Annotated in this window: 11 protein-coding genes; all 11 read left to right on the forward strand. The window is 74.8% G+C overall.

Features of this window, described 5'->3' with window-relative positions:
* Nucleotides 1–38 precede the first annotated feature (38 nt).
* Nucleotides 39–284 carry a hypothetical protein gene (locus VGC13_RS11200; RefSeq protein ID WP_331125342.1) on the forward strand — a complete coding sequence of 82 codons (246 nt, stop codon included), beginning with the start codon at nucleotides 39–41 and terminating at the stop codon, nucleotides 282–284.
* 182 nt (nucleotides 285–466) lie between these two features.
* Entirely contained in the window at nucleotides 467–1234 is a 768-nt protein-coding gene (locus VGC13_RS11205; protein ID WP_331125343.1) for a hypothetical protein, read from the forward strand.
* A 190-nt stretch (nucleotides 1235–1424) separates the two neighbouring features.
* A complete protein-coding gene (locus VGC13_RS11210; protein ID WP_331125356.1) occupies nucleotides 1425–2456 on the forward strand; it encodes a DUF4157 domain-containing protein in 1032 nt (343 codons plus the stop codon).
* A 126-nt stretch (nucleotides 2457–2582) separates the two neighbouring features.
* Nucleotides 2583–3200 (forward strand): hypothetical protein, encoded by a 618-nt coding sequence (locus VGC13_RS11215; protein WP_331125344.1) that lies wholly within the window; start codon nucleotides 2583–2585, stop codon nucleotides 3198–3200.
* A gap of 589 nt (nucleotides 3201–3789) precedes the next feature.
* Nucleotides 3790–4092, forward strand: coding sequence for a hypothetical protein (locus VGC13_RS11220; RefSeq protein WP_331125345.1), 303 nt, complete (start codon nucleotides 3790–3792; stop codon nucleotides 4090–4092).
* The gene (locus tag VGC13_RS11225; RefSeq protein WP_331125346.1) at nucleotides 4089–5225 is read left to right on the forward strand and encodes a hypothetical protein; all 1137 of its coding nucleotides are present in this window, start codon (nucleotides 4089–4091) and stop codon (nucleotides 5223–5225) included. Before VGC13_RS11220 ends, VGC13_RS11225 begins: the two co-directional genes overlap by 4 nt.
* Nucleotides 5222–6124 (forward strand): phage baseplate assembly protein V, encoded by a 903-nt coding sequence (locus VGC13_RS11230; RefSeq protein WP_331125347.1) that lies wholly within the window; start codon nucleotides 5222–5224, stop codon nucleotides 6122–6124. Before VGC13_RS11225 ends, VGC13_RS11230 begins: the two co-directional genes overlap by 4 nt.
* Nucleotides 6121–6570: a GPW/gp25 family protein gene (locus VGC13_RS11235; RefSeq protein WP_331125348.1), complete on the forward strand. Its 450-nt coding sequence runs from the start codon at nucleotides 6121–6123 to the stop codon at nucleotides 6568–6570. Before VGC13_RS11230 ends, VGC13_RS11235 begins: the two co-directional genes overlap by 4 nt.
* Nucleotides 6567–8924 carry a baseplate J/gp47 family protein gene (locus VGC13_RS11240; protein ID WP_331125349.1) on the forward strand — a complete coding sequence of 786 codons (2358 nt, stop codon included), beginning with the start codon at nucleotides 6567–6569 and terminating at the stop codon, nucleotides 8922–8924. The genes VGC13_RS11235 and VGC13_RS11240 overlap by 4 nt, the downstream gene beginning before the upstream one ends.
* Nucleotides 8921–14983, forward strand: a complete 6063-nt coding sequence (locus tag VGC13_RS11245; protein ID WP_331125350.1) for a hypothetical protein — start codon at nucleotides 8921–8923, stop codon at nucleotides 14981–14983. Before VGC13_RS11240 ends, VGC13_RS11245 begins: the two co-directional genes overlap by 4 nt.
* Entirely contained in the window at nucleotides 14980–16965 is a 1986-nt protein-coding gene (locus VGC13_RS11250) for a phage tail protein (protein WP_331125351.1), read from the forward strand. Before VGC13_RS11245 ends, VGC13_RS11250 begins: the two co-directional genes overlap by 4 nt.
* The last annotated feature ends 160 nt before the right edge of the window (nucleotides 16966–17125 follow it).

The raw sequence follows: 17125 nt of genomic DNA on the forward strand, positions 1-17125 counted from the left end.
GGGGCGCCGGGACGGTCACGACAAGCCGGGAGCAGGGGATGAACGGACCCGTGAAGCTGCGGATGGGGGCGATGGAGATGGACGGCGCCGCGCCCGGCGACCGCGCCCGGCTGGAGGCCGCCGTGCAGCGCGAGCTGCGGCGGCTGATCGCCCGCGGCGGGGCGGGGGATGGATCCGCGTCCGGCCCCGCGGGCCCGGTCCGCGTGGCGCCGGGAACGCCGGTGCACGCCGTGGCGGCGAAGATCGCGCGGTCCGTCTACGCCCGGATGGGAGGCGGGCGGTGAAGGCGGCGCGTGTCCAGCGGCCGTCCGTTCCCTCCGGGGCTCGGCGCGCGGAGCCCCGCGGGCCGGAGTGGGGCGGCTCGCCTTCCGTGGCCAGCGGCACTCGGGGGCATGACTTCGGGCAGGTGCGCGTAGGCTCGCAGGCGCAGAGCTCCTCGGGACCCATCCAGCCGATGCTCGGGGGCGTGCGCAACTTCTTCCGCAGGTGCATGGGCGGGATCTGTGGGAGCCGCGCCGCCGCGGACGAAGATTCGCACGAGTTGGAGGAGCGCGGCGCGCCGCGGCAGGAAGAGGCACCGCAGCACCCCGCCGAGCGCGCCATGGTCGATGCGTGGTACGACCAGATCCTCCCCGCGATTCGGCCCGCGAGAAAACGGGGACCGCTGGATTTCGGCGACCTTCAGCACATCCGCGACAACCAGCGCAACTGGGGGTTGCGCACCGTCGATAGCGGCGAGGCCGCACGCAGGGAGCATGAGAACAAGGGAGGTCACGGAGACGCATACGCCCTCGACCCTGGTGACCTTGGTGCTCACCACACCAACAGGCAGAAGCAGAACGCGGTGACGGCGTACGAGTCGCGGCTCCGGAAATCCATCAACCTGGGAATGAGCAACGCCCTCTCGGGCAAGCTCCGGCCTAACCACGTTCAGGAGGACCTTCTCAAAGCGTTCAGTACCGACGGGCCGCGCTTCTCGCTCGTGGACATGAACACGCCCATACGGGAGCAGGGCTACACGGGCACGCTGGACAAGTTCGGCAGCCGCCCGTTCACGCAGGCTAAGGAGGGCTACTTGAGCCTGTACCCGGAAGACATCCGCGCCAAGCTCCCAGGGAGTACGAGTTCCCGGGCTCCGCAGCCGGTGCGGAACGAGCCACTGCTCGACGAGCGCAAGGAGCAGCATCGGGGGCTGCTGGACCACGATGACCTAGAGGAACCCGATCTCCGGTAGCTGGCGAGGTTCTGTTCGACCACCAAGCGCGCTCCAAGGGGCCTGATCCCTGACGCTGAAAATTCCGTGTCGGAACACGCACGCACCGCCTCCAGGCCGAAGACGCAGCCACGCAGGCGGCGTGGCACAGGCTGAAACGAAGCCGCGGCCCAACCCGGATCACCGGAGGAAAACGATGCACAGCCCCAGGATGTCTCGCCCGCGAGCCGCCGAACGCGCACCCGCGCCGCACCCCGCGGTGCTGCGCCCCAGCGCGGGCGGGCACCCGCTCCCCGCGCCCGTGCAGGCAAAGATGGAAGGGGCGCTGGGCCACGACTTCGCCAACGTGCGGGTGCACAGCGGCGAAGAGGCCGGGTCCATCGGCGCGGTCGCGTTCACGCGCGGGTCGCACATCCACTTTGCGCCGGGCCGCTACAACCCGCACAGCGCCGCCGGCCAGCGGCTGCTGGGGCACGAGCTGGCGCACGTTGTCCAGCAGCGCGCCGGGCGGGTGGCCCTGCCGGGCGGCCCCGTCCCCATCAACGCCGACGCGCGGCTGGAGGCCGAGGCGGACACCGCCGGATCGCGGGCCGCCTCGGGGTTGGCCGCAGGAGAAGCCGGGGCTGGCGCGGCCATCCAGCGTTCGCGGGCGCCGGAAGGCGGGGTAATCCAGTGCGGAGGACGCCAGAGCCGGCCCGCGGAGCCCAAAGACGATTTCGTGGAAAAGTTCCGACGCGAGCAGGCGCGCCGCCAGGCAATCGAAGCGAGGGTCCGCACGATTCACCAGCGGCACCTGGAAGAGCGGCAGGCCGCTCAGACCGCGAACGACGTGTCTGCCGGGGCGGGCGCCGCGCGAGCCACCGCCGCCGGTGTCGACCTGGTCGCCCGTCACCAGCACGAGGCACATGCCCGGACCATCAGGCAAAACCGGGTCGTGGGCCTGGGCCGCAGGGGCATCGCCGTTTCCCGGGTTACCTCGCCGGTAATCGCTGCCAGCGGACTCGCCGAAGCGGCCAGCGACGTCGCGCAGGGAAACCATGGCCAAGCCGCGCTCGCGGTGGCTTCCACTCTAGGCAGCTTCGCGCTGAGTCGTGCGCGGTTACCCCTGCACAGGCTAGTTGGAGGGCTGGCCGGGGTGGGTGCCGAAGTCGCGAAGAAGGGTCTGCAGGCCCAGGACGCACGCGTGGCGTTGAACGCCGCGAAGAACCGGGCAATCGAGGAGAGGAAGGACGACCACGCGTAGGATCGGCCGCACGGAGGGTCGAAGGCTCCGCGCGCGGCTTCCCACACGCAGCCCTCGGCGCCCGTGACGGGACGTTAACGCCCTGTCCCGATGCCCGGCAGCACTGAACCCGTTCCGGATGCACCCATGCCCAACAATCCGCCCCTGCAGAAGGGCGCGCTGGTCACCACCGACCCGCTGAACCCGCCGCCGCGGACCATCGCCTTTCAGTACAACCCCGAGTCGCTGCGGCGCACGCTGCAGCCGCAGCTGGTGGGGGGCGACCAGCACGACCGCAGCCAGATGGTGCGCTTCGCCGGCGCGCCGATCGAGACCTTTACCGTCGAGGTGGAGCTGGACAGCGTGGACTCCAGCGGCGTGGCCGACGCCACCAGGGCGGGCAACGGGGTGCTGCCCACGCTGTACGCGCTGGAGCTGCTGGCGTATCCCACCACCAGCAGCGTGGTCACGGCCGCGGGGCACCTGTCCTTTGGCGTGATGGAGATCGCGCCCGCCGCGGCGCCCCTGACGCTGTTCGTGTTCGGCGGGCGGCGCGTGGTGCCGGTGCAGGTGACGCAGTACGACATCGTGGAGCAGGCGTTCGACATCTACCTGACCCCCATCCGGGCCACGGTGTCGCTTACCCTGCGGGCGCTCAGCTACAGCGACCTGGCCACCTCGGCACCCGGGTACGCGCAGTTCCTGGCCTACCAGCGCACCAAGGAGTCGCTGGCGCCCGGCGGATGGACGGCGGGGGGTGCGTAATGCCGGATCGGGAATTCACCCGTCATTCTCGTGGGAGTGTGCACCTCGGGGGGTGCGGAAGATCCGCGGAGCCGGCAGGGCGGCGGAAGGATCGTTCGCTCCGCGCGGAACGGCTTCCGGGCGACGCCCGGGAACACCGCGTGACGGAAAGATCCTGCCGCTTCGGATAAAGATTCTTCGGTCGGCGCCACGCTCCGGGGCATTTGGAGAGCCCTGCGAGGCGCCTCCCTCAGAATGACAGGTTTGGCCGGGTCCGGTACAGGACGGCAGCGCCCGGAAACACCGCGTGACGGAAAGATCCTGCCGCTTCGGATAAAGATTCTTCGGTCGGCGCCACGCTCCGGGGCATTCGGAGAGTCCTGCGAGGCGCCTCCCTCAGAATGACAGGTTGGGCCAGGTCCGGTACAGGACGCGGTTCCTCCGCGGGCTGAACCGGCAGGGCAGCATCAGCGACACGAATCGACCGGCATTATCGACCGAGCAGCATCGACCGAGCAGCATCGACCGAGATCCATCGACCGGCAGCATCGACCGAGATCCATCGACCGGGATCCATCGTCCGACACCATCGACCGAAAGCGCCTGAACCATGCCTTCGCCCACCAGCCGCTACGCGCAGACGGCCATGGCCACCTGGACGGCCCCCGACGGCAGCGTGGTGCGCTACCTGATGCGGCGCTTCATCCCCGACGCCGCCACCATGCCCCTGCGGCAGCAGGTGACCGTGGCGCCGCTGGACCGGCCCGACCTGGTGGCCGCCCGCACCGTGGGCGACGCCCTGCAGTGGTGGCGCATCGCCGACGCCAACACCGCCGTGGACCCGCTGGACCTGACCGCCGTGCCCGGGAGCACGCTGCGCGTGCCCGTGGCCCAGTTCCCCCTTGCCCCATGATCCCCGCGCGCGCCGAGCTGTCGCTGATGCTGGGCACCGTGCTGGCCGTTCCCGCGCCGGCCGCGGTCACCCAGTGCCTGCAGGCCGTGGAGGTGACGGTGAGCGACGACGCCATGACCGGCTTTCAGCTCACCTTCAACACCGAGCCGGGCGCCTCGACCGCCATGGAGGCGGTGCGGGCGCTGCTGCTGAAGCCCTTCAGCCGCGTGGTGGTGACGGCGGTGGTGAACGGCTTTCCCCACGTGCTGGTGGACGGGCTGATCACCAAGCTCGACAACCAGCCGGCGCAGGGCGGCCGCGGCGCGTCGCTCATCGCCAGCGGGCTGGACGTGTCGGTCGCCATGACGCTGCACGAGTCGTCCAGCGAGTACCCGGTGGAGTCGGCGGCAATGATCGTGGAGCGGCTGATCCTGGGGTACGCCGTGTACGGGATGGTGCCCGCGGTGATCCCCGCCCCGCTGTTGGTGCCCCCCATTCCCGTGGACCGCACCCCCATCGAGGACGGCACCGACCTGGGGGCCATCCAGGAGCTGGCCCGGCAGGTGGGCTACGTGTTCTACGTGACGGCCGGCCCCGTGCCGCTGGCCAACGTGGCGTACTGGGGGCCGCCGGTGCGCATCGGCATTCCGCAGTCGGCGCTGAGCGTTGACCTGGGGCCCGCCACCAACGTGGAGTCGCTCACCTTCGAGTACGACGCCATGAAGCCCATGATGGTGTACGGCGACGTGCTGGACCTGACCACCAACCTCAAGGTGCCGGTAGAGGCGGGGATCTCGCTGCGGCTGCCGCCCCTGGCCAGCATTCCCGCCCTGATCGCCAACCTTCCCTACACCCGCCGCACGCTGCTGAGCCACCCGGGGCTGAACGTGGCCCAGGCCGAGGTGCTGGCGCAGGCCATGGTGGACCGCAGCACCGACGAGGTGGTGACGGCCCAGGGCGAGCTGGACACCTTTCGCTACGGCGGCGTGCTGCGGGCCCGGGGCTTGGTGGGCGTGCGCGGCGCCGGCACCCTGTACGACGGGATGTACTACGTGAAGAGCCTGCGCCACTCCATCGCCCGCGGCAGCTGGAAGCAGGGGTTCACCCTGGTCCGCGAAGGGCTGGGCCCCACCGTGCCCCTGGTGCTGCCATGAGCGCCGTGAACCGCTACTGGGGCAAGCACCGCGGCAAGGTGCGCAACAACCTGGACCCGCTGGCCCTGGGCCGCCTGCAGGTGAACGTCCCCGCCGTGCCGGGGCTGTCGGAGGGGTGGGCCATGCCCTGCGTGCCCTACGCGGGGCGCGGGGTGGGCTTCTACGTGATCCCCCCCGTGGGCGCCAACGTGTGGGTGGAGTTCGAGGGCGGCGACCCCAACTACCCCATCTGGGCGGGGTGCTTCTGGGAAGAGGGCGAGGTGCCCGGCGAGCCGGCCGTCCCCGAGAAGAAGGTGTGGAAGACGCAGTCCATCACCATGGTGCTCAACGACATCGAGGGCGAGGGGGGCTTTTCGCTCACCGTGAGCCCGCCGGTGGTCGAGGAGGTCATGTCCATCACCATCAACGCCACGGGGATCACCCTGAGCTGCCCCGAGAGCACGGTCAAGATGACGCCCGAGATGGTGGAGATCGCCGTTCCCGAGGCCACGGTCACGGTGAGCGCCGAGACCATCACCCTCTCGCTTCCCGAGAGCACCCTGTCGCTTTCGCCCGAGACCCTCGAGATCACCGTTCCCCCCTCCACCATCACGCTGACCGCCGAGCTGCTGGAGCTGGCCATCCCCGCCTCCACCATCAGCATGACCGAGGAGGCGATGGAGATCGAGTCCACGGCGGTGAGCGTCACCGGCGCCATCGAGATGAGCCCGGAGGTCAGCGTGAGCGGCACCTTCGAGGTGGAGGGAAACAGCTCGCTGCTGGGGACGGTGGAGATCGAAGGGCCCAACCTGAACGTCACCGCCATCACCGAGATCACGGGCGCCGTGGCCATCACCGGCGCGGTCGAGGTGACGGGCGGAATGCTGATCGACGGCCTGGTGCCCATGATGCTGCCATGAACCCGTCCTTTGCCCTGATGCCGCCCAGCGGGGTGGCCGGCGCCGTCCCCGTCCCCGCGCCCGCCCCGCCCAGCGCCACGCGGTTCGACCTGGCGTTTCCCCTGGCGGTGGGAACGCTGGGGCGGGTGGCCGACGCGGCGTACGACGCGCACGTGCGGCAGATGATCGAGCAGCTGCTGTTTACCAGCCCCGGCGAGCGGGTGAACCGGCCGGACTTTGGCTGCGGGGTGCGCGAGATGGTGTTTGGCCCCGCGGGGGGCGCGCAGGCGGCGGCCACGCAGTTCCTGGTGGTGGGCGCCCTGCACCAGTGGCTGGGCGACGTCATCCAGGTGGAGGGGGTCACCGTAACGGGCGACGATTCCACCCTGGCGATCACCGTGCAGTACCAGCTGCGCGGCACGGGCGCCCAGCGCGCCGACACCTTTGCCATGGCGGGCGGGTCGTGAGCGCGCACGCGACCCCCGCCCCCCTGCACGCCGACGCCGAGCCCGACGGGAACGGCGGCTGGACGGTGCGCGTGGCGGTGCCCGCGGAGACGGACGCGGTGCCCGACGCCGGCACGCTGCGCGTGGAGCCGCTGGACTCCTCGCCGCCCCTGCGCGTGGACGCGGTGCAGCGCGTGGGCGGCCAGCTGGGCGTGCGCGTGTCGCTGGCGTACCCGCTGGCGGCGGGCGACCCGGAGCGCGGCGCCTACCTGCTGCGCCTGGCCGGCGGCGGGGGCGAGTGGGCGCCGTTCGCCCTGGAGCTGGCGCCCGCGCCGGCGCCCCCCGCGCCGGGGGCGCCCACGCTTCCCGCGGGGGCCAGCATCGACTACACGGCCCGCGACTACGACGGGTTCCGCACCCTGATGCTGGGGTACCTGTCGGCGGTGGAGCCGCGCTGGCAGGAGCGCTCGCCGGCGGACCTGGGGGTGGCGCTGGTGGAGGTGCTGGCGTACGCGGCCGACAACCTGAGCTACATGCAGGACTCGGCGGCCACCGAGACGTACCTGCGCACCTCGCGCCTGCGCACCTCGCTGCGCCGCCACGCGCGGCTGCTGGACTACGTGCCCTCGGACGGGTGCAGCGCGCTGGCGTGGGTGCAGGTGTCCGTCACCGCCCCCACCGAGCTCCCCGCGGGAACGCAGCTTTCGGCGCCCGTCCCCGGCGCGCCCCCCGTGCTGCTGAACGGCGGCGACGCGCACCGGGCGGCGCTGGCGGGGGCGCGGGTGTTCGAGACGCGCGCGGCGCTGCGGGCGCTGCCGGGGCTGAACGCGGCCTCGCTGTACGCGTGGGGGGCGGCGGACTTCACCCTTCCCGCGGGGGCCACCGGGGCCACCCTGCGCGACAGGGCGCTCCCCGGCGGCGGCCGCGCGCTGGATGCCCTGTCGCCCGGCGACGTGCTGGTGCTGGAGGAGGCGCGCTCGCCCGCCACCGGACGCACCGAAGACGCGGACCCGGTGATGCGCCAGGCGGTGCTGCTGCGGACGGTGACCCGCACCACCGACCCCCGCGCGGCCGGGGGCGAGGTGCCCGTGGTGGACGTGGCGTGGGCGGGCGAGGACGCGCTGCGCTTCGTGCTGCGGGTGGCGGGGACGGTGGGGACCACGGCGTACGCGGACGGGGCGCGCGCCCGGGGCAACGTGGTGCTGGCGGACCACGGCGCCTCGTCGCCCTGGACGGAGCTGTGGCCCGGCGCGGACGGCGCCTGGCGGCTGCCCGGCGATGCGGTGGCGGCCAGCCGGGTGCTGCCGCACGGGTGGGTGCCGGCGTACGCGGTGCTGGGCACGGCGCCGGACCCCGCCGCCACGCACCCCGCCGTGCAGGTGCGCGACGCGGCGGGGCGCAGCTGGCTGCCCCGGCTGGACCTGCTGCAGGCGGGCCCCTTTTCCCGCGCCTTCGTGGCCGAGGCCGAGGGGAACGCGCCGGCCACGCTGCGCTTTGGCGACGGGCGGCTGGGAATGCGGCCGCCGGCCGGCGCGCCGCTGTACGTTCGCTGGCGCACGGGCTTCGGGCCCGAGGGCAACGTGGGGCCCGACACCCTGGTGCACCTGGTGGCGCCCGACGCGGCCCGCTGGGACCGGTGGACGGCGGACGTGCTGTCGGTGGGCAACCCGGTGCCCGCGGGGGGCGGCGCGGCCGCCGAGACGGCGGCGTCCATCCGCGCCCGCGCCCCCTGGGCCTTTCACGCGCAGGCCCGCTGCGTGACCGACGACGACTGGGCGGCGGCCGCGGCGGCCCTTCCCGGCGTGGCCTCCGCCCGGGCCGAGTCGCGCTGGACGGGAAGCTGGACCACGGTGGTGGTGTCGGTGCAGCCGGCCGGGGGCGGGCAGGCCGGCGCGGAGCTGCTGGACCGGGTGCGCGCCTCGCTGGAGCCGCTGCGCCCCGCCGGGCACGACGTGGCCGTGCGCGGGCCGCGCTGGGCGGCGCTGCGCATCGTGCTGGAGGTGACGGTGCAGCCGGAGCGCACCGCCCGCGCCGTGCAGGCCGCCCTGGCGGCCGCGCTGGGCGACGGGGTGGCGGCGGACGGCACCCCGGCCTTCTTTCACCCCGACCGCCTGGGCTTTGGCGACCCGGTGTACCTGAGCCCGCTGCTGGCCGCGGCCATGGCGGTGCCGGGGGTGCTGGACGTGCGCGCCCTGTGGTTCTGCCGGGCGGGGGTGGACGACGGCGGCACGCTGGCGTCGATCTGCCGCGAGGCGGTGCCGGGGTGCGTGCGGGACCCGATCCACGTGGGGCCGGGCGAGATCGCGCGCGCGGCGGTGGGGGCGGGCGCCGCCTGGCGGGGCTCGCTGTCCTTCTGCATGGTGGGGGGCCGGTGATCCGGGGCCCGCTGTGGAACCCGCCGGGGCTCCCCGCGCTGTCGTGGCGGCTGGGCACCTACGCCGACTTCCGCGCGCGGATGCGGGCGGCGGCGCCCCGCTTCGTCCTTCCCTCGCCGCCGGGGGCGGGAACGGTGCCGCTGGCGGGGTGGAACGCCGACGCGCCGCACGACCTGGGGGCGGCGCTGCTGGGGGCGTGGGCGGTGGCGGCGGACGTGCTCTGCTTCTACCAGGAGCGGCTGCTGAACGAGGGCTTCCTGGACACGGCGGTGGAGCCGCTCTCCATCCGCGAGATCCTGGAAAGCCTGGGGTCGCGGCGGGCGCCGGGGATCGGGGCTTTTACCCAGCTGGCCTTCACGGTGGCGGCCGTTCCCGGGGAGGACGAGGTGCGCATTCCCGCGGGGACGGCGGCGCAGAGCGCGCCCGTGGGCGGCGGCGCGGCGCAGACCTTCGAGACGTCCGTCGAGGTGCCGGGGCGGGTGGAGTGGAACGCCATGGCGCCCTTCGTCGCCACCCGCCGGGTGCGCCAGTCGCTGGCGGCGGGGGCGGACGAGGTGCGGCTGTCGGGGGTTCGCACGGGCGTCAAGCCGGGCGCCCCGCTGCTGCTGGACGACGCGCAGGGCCGGGCGTGGTCGTTCGCCCTGGCCGGCGCGGTGCAGGCCGACGCGGCCAGCGGCACCACGCGCGTCACGCTGGGCGCGGCGGCGGCGGGCGGCAGGGCGGGCCGGCTGACGGTTCCGCGGGTGACGGGGTTCGGGCGCGTTGCGGCGCCGTACGGGCACGACGCGCCGGCGTGGGCGGCGGCCCGCCCGGAGCAGCGGCGCGCGGCCATGGACCCGGCGGGCGGGCTGTTCCTGCTGGCGCACGACGGGGGCGAGTGGACGGGCGCCGCGGCGGGGATCCCGCTGGAGGCCGCGGGGGCCGCGCGGGCCACGGCCGGCGGGCCGCCGGAGTACGCGGTGCCGCGCGCGGTGTTCTGCTCGTCGGCGGGGGTGTGGCTGGCGGCGGTGTCGGGGCAGGGGGTGTTCCGCTCGGCGGACGGCGCGGCGTGGACGCCGGTGCGGACGGGGCTGGCGGGCGCGGAGGTGTTCTGCTTTGCCGAGGGCGAGCTGGGCGAGCTGTACGCCGGGGGCGCGGCGGGGCGGGTGTACGGCTCGGCGGACGGCGGCGCCACCTGGGACGCGCGCCTTCCCGCGCCCGCCGCACCAGCAGCGTCCGCCGCGCCCACCGCGCCAGCAGCGCCCACCCCGCCCGCCGCGCCGACGGGGCCCGCGCGGCTGCCGGGCGTGGCGGTCCGGGCGCTGCTGGCGTGGCGGGAGAGCACGGGCCCGCGTCTGGCGGCGGGAACGGACGCGGGCGTCTACCTGTCCACGGACGGCGGCGGAAGCTGGACGCGGGCGGACTTCGCCCCGCCCCCCGCCGCTCCTCTCGTCCCCTGGTTCCCCTGGGGCGTGTTGCAGGAGCCCGGGCTGCAGCTCGATCCGCCGTCCGGCAGTCCCCCTGCCTCCGGCACGCCGGCGGGTGCGCGGCCGCCGCGGCTGCCGTGGCTCGCGTTTCCCTCGTGGATGGGCCGGTTCCACGTCCCCGGCCTGCCGCGCATTCCCTTTCTCTCCGGGCCGGAGAAGGCCCCGGCGTCCGCCGGGTCCGGGACGGAGGAGGCGCCGCATCCGCACCATCACACCCGGCCGCCGCACCATCACGTCCCGCCGCCGCTGCCGCCGACCCCGCCCGCGCCGCCGCTTCCGCCGACGTCGGGGCTGGCGGCGTACGCGGTGTTCGCGCTGGCGCGGGGTGCCGGCGGCGCGCTGCTGGCGGCGACGGCGGGGGGAATTTTCCGGGGCAGCGCGGGAGACGGGTGGACGCTGGTGAGCGGGACGGTGAACCCCGCCGTGCCCATGCCCCCGGTGCGCGCCCTGGCCGTGGGCAAGGACCCGTCCGGCGGCGCCGACAGCGTGTGGGCGGGGACGGACGCGGGCGTGTTCCGCGCCGTGGACGCCGGGGCCGGTGCGTGGACGTGGGAAGCGGCCTCCACGAGGCTGGGCGCCGCCGCGCCGGCCTCCACGGTGCTGGCCGCCCCCGTGCCCGCTGTGCCCGCCGCGCCCGCCGTGCGCGCGCTGCTGGTGAAGAAGTCCAAAAAGGACGGCGCGCACCTGTACGCGGGGACGGCGTCGGGCGTCTTCGTCTCGTCGAGCGGAGGCCAGAGCTGGGCCCCCGCCGGGGCCACCCCGCCCGCGCCTGGCCCGTACCCATGCACCACGGCGCCCGTGCCCGCGCCGGCGGGGCTGAACAACCCCGACGTGGTGGCGCTGGCGGTGGCACCGGACGGCGCGCTGCTGGCGGCCACGCCGTTCCTGGGCTACCAGGACTACCTCGGCCGGCCGCAGGTGGAGTGGCCCTGCTTCCACATTTCCGCTTCCACGCATGATCCGGACGGTGTCCTCCGCACCGCGCTGGACCTGGACGGCGCCACCCGCACCATCCTCCCCGGCACGCGCATCGTCGTCTGGCAGCCGGACGCGCCCTCGAAGCCCGCCGCCACGGACGGCGGATCGAGTGGATCGAGTGGATCGAGTGGATCGAGTGGATCGAGTGGATCGAGTGGATCGAGTGGATCGAGTGGATCGAGTGGATCGAGTGGATCGAGTGGATCGGGTGGATCGGGTGGATCAGGTGGATCAGGTGGATCAGGTGGATCAGGTGGATCAGGTGGATCAGGTGGATCAGGTGGATCAGGCGGATCGATCGGATTTACTGTATCGACCGGATTTACTGAATCGATCGGATCTGCTGGATTGATCGGATTTGCTGAATCGATCGGATCTGCTGCATCTGCTGGATCGACAGCATCAACTGAATCGGGATCGACAGGATCAGGATCGGGCGGAACTGCTGGATCGACGGGATCGGCAGGCGATGCGCCCGCGCCGGCGTCCGGGGGACGGGCGGTGCTGTGCGTGGTGGACGTGGTGCAGACGGCGCGGCGCACGGACTTCGGGGTGGCGGGCACCGTCACGCGGCTGCGGGTGCGGTCGGACCAGGACCTGACGGCATTCGACCTGCGCGCGACAAGCGTGTTCGCCGTGCCGGGCGAGCTGGCCTTGGACGAGCGCCTGGTGCCGGACCCCGTCCCCTTTGCGGGATCGGTGCTGGAACTGGCCGGCGCCGTCCCCCCGCTGGCGCCGAAACAGTGGCTGGCGGTCTCGGGAAAGCCGGCGCGGGTGGCGCTGGCCCCCGCCGCGGGCGTGTTCCGGCTGGACGCGGGTGGATGGACGCCCGCCGGGCTGCCGCTGCGCGGGGTGCGCGCCCTGGTCCCCGCCGGGCGCGGCGCGGCGTGGGCGGCGTGCGACGGCGGCGTGTACGCCACGGCCGACGGCGGCCAAACCTGGATCGCGGTGGGGACCGGCCTGGGCGCGCACGTGCCCACCGCCCTGGTGCGCGGCGCGGACGGCGCCCTGTACGCCGGGACGGACGGCGCGGGGGTGCTCGTGTGCCGCGGCGGTACGGGCGTGTGGGCGCCGCATGACAAGGGGATGAGCACCGAGGTGGTGCACGCGCTGGCGCTGGACGCGTTCGGCGGCGTGCTGGCGGGGACGGAGGCCGGCGTGTGGCGGCTGGACCCCGGCGCCGAGACGTGGCGGGCGGCCGGCACCGGCCTTTCCGCCGTGCCCGTGGCCGCGTTGCGGGTGGCGGCGGGCGTGGTGTACGCGGCCTCCGGGGCGGGCGGCGTCTTCCGGCTGGCGCCGGGCGGGGACTGGGAGCGGTTGCCGGAGGTGCCCGGCGCGGGAGTGGTGACCGCGCTCGAGGCGGGGCCGGATGGCACCCTGTACGCGGGCACCGCCGCGGCCGGCGTCTTTCGCCTTCCCCCGGACGGCGGCACGGCGTGGGTGGCCGTCCCCGGGCTGGCGGGGGCGCCGGTGCACGCCCTGCTGGCGTCGGGCGGCGCGGTGTACGCGGGCACGGCCGGCGGCGTGCTCCGCTCCCCGGCCGGCCGGTCCGGCTGGGCCCCCGTCCCGCTGGGCGCCGCGAACGACGTGTGGACGCTGGCGGCGGAGCCGGGCGGCGCCTTGTGGGCCGGCTGCGGCCCCGCGACGGTGCTTACCTCGGCGGACGGGCTGCGGCAGTCGGCGCTGGCGATGACGCGCGCCGCGAAGCTCCCCGCATCGGTCGCGGCCGCCCTGGACGCCGGCACCGTCCCCGCCGCGGCGCGTGATGCGCTGGCCCGCGGGGGCATCAAGGTCGATCCCCTGGCCCAGGTAGAGGTGCGCGCGCCCGGGCGTGCCTGGTCCACGGGCACCGCGGCCGCCCCCGTCTTTCTCTACACGCTTCCCGAGGGGATCGAGGCGTGGATCCCCGGCGGCCTTCCCATCCTTACCGCCGCCCCCGCGTACGCCCCCGCGCCCCCGCCCTTCGCCGGCGCGGCGGGTGGATCTTCGCGGACCGGACCTGGCGCTGGTTTGCGGGATGCGCCCGGTGCCGGTTTCGAGGACGTGTTTGACGTCGATTTCGGGGATGTGTCTGGCGGCGATTTCGGGGATGCGCCCGGTGCCGGTTCCGGGGACGTGTCCAGCATCGATTTCGAGGCTTCGCTCGGCGTCGATTTCGAGGACACGCCGGACGACATCCACGGATCCCCCGCGCACGCCACCGATCGCGAACCGCGGGACGCCGACGGAATCGCCGCGGCGGGCGGACTTCCATCATCCACCGCCGTGACCGGCTCCGCCGCGGCGGTCCGGGTGCGGGAGGTGGCGGTGCGGACGGACGCCGGGTTCGCGGGCGGCGCGTGGGCCCGGGACGACGAGTGGTCCTGGCAGCCGGCCGCAAAGGACGACGTGCCGGCGGCGGAGGTGGCGCGGGCCGCGTCGTGCACGGTGGACGGGGGAACGCGCACCCGGCTGGTGCTGCAGGCCCCGCTGGAGGGGATCTACGACCCGGCCAGCGCCGCCGTCTGCGCCAACGTGGCGCCGGCCACGCAGGGCCAGTCGGTGTCGCCGCTTCCCAACACCAACACCACCATCGCCTCGGGCGAGGTGCTGGGCAGCGGCGACGCCACGGCCGTGGGCCAGCAGTTCCGCCTGGCGCGCCAGCCGCTCACCTACGTCCCCGACGACAGCGCCGCCGGGGCGCGCAGCACCCTGGTGGTGCGGGTGGACGGCGCCGCGTGGAAGGAGGTGCCCACGCTCGCGGACCAGCTTCCCGGCGCCACCGTGTACGCCGTGCGCACCGACGCCACCGGCTGCACCACGGTGCTGTTTGGCGATGGGGTGCAGGGGGCGCGGCTCCCCACGGGGGTTGAGAACGTGCGCGCCTGGTACCGCACCGGCGCGGGTGCGGCGGGCAACCTGCCGGCGGGAAGCATCACCGTGCCGCGGGTGCGCCCCGCCGCCGTGCGCGGCATCACCAACCCCGTCCCCGCCACCGGCGGCGTGGACCCCGAGACCCCCGGCGCCGTTCGCCAGACGGCGCCGCTGGCCGTGCGCACCCTGGGACGGGTGGTCTCGCTGTCCGACTACGCCGACTTCTCGCGCGTGTACCCCGGCGTGTCGCTTTCCCGCGCCGACCTGCTGCGCGCGGCGGGGCACCCGCTGGTGGCCGTCACGGTCGCCGGGGTGGACGGCGCCGTCCCCGACGCCGGGCTGGTGGCGGACCTTTCCGCCTCCATCGCCGCCAACCGGCTGAACGCCGGCCGCTTTGCCGTGCTGGCGTACGAGCCGCTCTGGTTTCGCTTCGACGCCCGGGTGGTGGTGGACGCGGCGTTCGACCCGGACGACGTGATGGCGCGGGCCCGCGCGGCGCTGGCGGCCTCGCTGGCCTTCGCCCTGCGCACCTTTGGCGGCGACGTGCGCCTGGCGCGGCTGCTGGAGACCCTGCAGGGCGTGCGCGGCGTGGAGGCGGTGCGCCCCTCCGCGCTGTACGTGGACGGGCTGCGGCCCGCGCTGGACCCCCGGCTGGCCGCGGCGGCGGGGCGGCTGGACCCCCACACCGGCGCCCCCCTCCCCGCGCAGATCCTGCTGCCGCACCCCCGGGACGGCCTGTCCCTGAACCCCGCCTCCGCATGAGCGACGAACTGCTGTACCGGCTGATGCCGGCCGTCTACCGCGACCGCGACCTGGGGCAGGGGCAGCCGCTGCGCGCGCTGCTGGGCACCATGAGCGCCGAGTACGACCGGCTGCACGCCAACGTCATGGACCTGTACGACGCCTGGTTCGTGGAGACCTGCGCCGAGTGGATGCTTCCCTACCTGGCCGCGCAGGTGGGGGTGCCGGGGCTGGACGACCCGCTGCGCATCTTTTCGACCACCCGGGCGCGGGTGGGCAACGCCGTGCGCTACGCGCGCCGCAAGGGCACGCCGTGGGCTCTCTCCAGCGCCGTGCGCGACGCCACCGGCTGGCCGGCGCGCGTGGTGGAGGGATGGGAGCACGTGGGATGGGCGCAAAGCCTGGCCGACGTGCGGCCGGGCAGCGGCGGCACCCTGTCGCTGCACCCCGCCGTCGGCGCGGCGGAGGTGGAGACCGCCTTCGACCCCTCCGCGCGCACGGTGGACCTGCGCGTCCCCGGCCCCCCGCGCGAAGCCGCGCAGGCCGGCGACGACGGGCGCTGGGCGCCGGGGGGCGTGGCGCTGTTCGTCTGGCGGCTGCGCAGCTATCCCGTCGCCCTGGCCGACGCCGCCCCGCACGACGCGGCCCGCGGCCGCTGGCGCTTTCACCCCGCCGGCGTGGACGCGCCCCTCTTTCATCCCCCCGCCGACCCGCCGCCGATGGGCGTCGAGCCGTCCGTGGCGCAGGTGCCCGCCCCGCTCACCGCCGTGGAGCTGGCCGGGCTGCTCCAGGCGGAGCGGGACACCGGGCGGGGCGATCCGCTGCCGGTGCCGCCGGACGGCTGGCCGCTGCTGCGGGTGCAGGTGGATGACGAAGAGCTGCCGGCGGAGCAGGTCGCGGTGATGGACCTGGACGGCTGGCCCGAGCCGCTCCGGGGCGTGCGCGTGGCGGTGGACCCCGTCCGGGGCCGGCTGGCCTTTGGGGGCACGCCGCCGGCGCGGGTGCGCGTGGGGTGGGCGTACGGGCTTTCGGGCACCACGGGCGGCGGGCCGTACAGCCGCGCCGCCACCATGGCGGCGCCGGTGGCGGGGGAGTGGCGCGGGTGGGTGGGCCCTGCGGCGCCGCGGGAGTGGGCGGCGTTCGCGTCGCTGGACGCGGCGCTGGCGGCGTGGGCGGCGCTTCCCGCAGGGCGCGTGGGCCGGCTGCGGCTGGCCGGGAGCGCGCGGCTGGTGCCGGCGGGCGCCGCGTTCCTCGTGCAGCTGCTGCCGGGGCAGGCGCTGGCGCTGGAGTCCGCGGACGGCGAGCAGGCGGTGCTCGCCGGCCCGCTGCGGGTGGACGCGTGCGGCGGCGGGGCGCTGGTGCTGGACGGCCTGGTGCTGGCCCACGGGGTGGGGATGCGCGGCATCCCGTCGCTCACGGTGCGGCACTGCACCGTCCGCGGCGCCATCGCCCAGGGCCACGGCAGCGCGCCCGCCGTGACGGTGCGGCGCAGCTTTACCGGCCCCTTCCGCCTCTCCGCCGACGCCACGCTGGACGCCGGCGACAGCGTGGTGGACGGGTGCGGGGGATGGGCGGTGGCGGCGGATTCCGAGGGCAGGGCGGGGCCCCGCCTCACCATCCAGGCGTGTACGGTACTGGGGCGCGTGCACGTGCGGCACCTGCAGGCGGTCGACAGCATCTTCCGCGACCCCGTGCGGGTGGAGGCGCACACCCTGGCGCGCGCCGAAAGCTGCGCGCTGGCCGCCGATCCTGCCCACCCGCTGCACCAGCAGGCGCAGTGCACGGACGAGGCGCCCCTGTTTACCTCGGTGCGGCTGGGCGATCCCGGCTATGCGCAGCTTTCCACGCAGGCGCCGCACACCATCCGCGAGGGTGCGCGCAACGGCAGCGAGATGGGCGCCTGGTGCCGCCTGCGCAACCCGCAGCGCGAGGCCAACCTGCGCGAGGTGCTCGACGAGCAGCTGCCCATGGGCCTGCGCGCCGCCGTCATCTACGCCACGTGAATCCGTTGCCGATGCTGGATCACGCATCGCGTGGCGTTGGCGGCACCGCGACACCATCCCGGTCTTCACGTGTGGGCTGGCGGCGGAAAAAGACGCGCATCAGGTGGGGGCGTCGGCGGGGAGGAGCGGCATGCACGGACGACGCAGCAGAGCGCGTGAC

Source organism: Longimicrobium sp. (genome assembly GCF_036399255.1).
Taxonomy (GTDB): Bacteria; Gemmatimonadota; Gemmatimonadetes; order Longimicrobiales; family Longimicrobiaceae; genus Longimicrobium.

Coding starts and splice junctions, on each gene's coding strand:
- VGC13_RS11235 (WP_331125348.1), top strand. CDS start 6,121: ATGAACCCGTCCTTTGCCCTGATGCCGCCCAGCGGGGTGGCCGGCGCC.
- VGC13_RS11250 (WP_331125351.1), top strand. CDS start 14,980: ATGAGCGACGAACTGCTGTACCGGCTGATGCCGGCCGTCTACCGCGAC.
- VGC13_RS11200 (WP_331125342.1), top strand. CDS start 39: ATGAACGGACCCGTGAAGCTGCGGATGGGGGCGATGGAGATGGACGGC.
- VGC13_RS11210 (WP_331125356.1), top strand. CDS start 1,425: ATGTCTCGCCCGCGAGCCGCCGAACGCGCACCCGCGCCGCACCCCGCG.
- VGC13_RS11230 (WP_331125347.1), top strand. CDS start 5,222: ATGAGCGCCGTGAACCGCTACTGGGGCAAGCACCGCGGCAAGGTGCGC.
- VGC13_RS11215 (WP_331125344.1), top strand. CDS start 2,583: ATGCCCAACAATCCGCCCCTGCAGAAGGGCGCGCTGGTCACCACCGAC.
- VGC13_RS11225 (WP_331125346.1), top strand. CDS start 4,089: ATGATCCCCGCGCGCGCCGAGCTGTCGCTGATGCTGGGCACCGTGCTG.
- VGC13_RS11220 (WP_331125345.1), top strand. CDS start 3,790: ATGCCTTCGCCCACCAGCCGCTACGCGCAGACGGCCATGGCCACCTGG.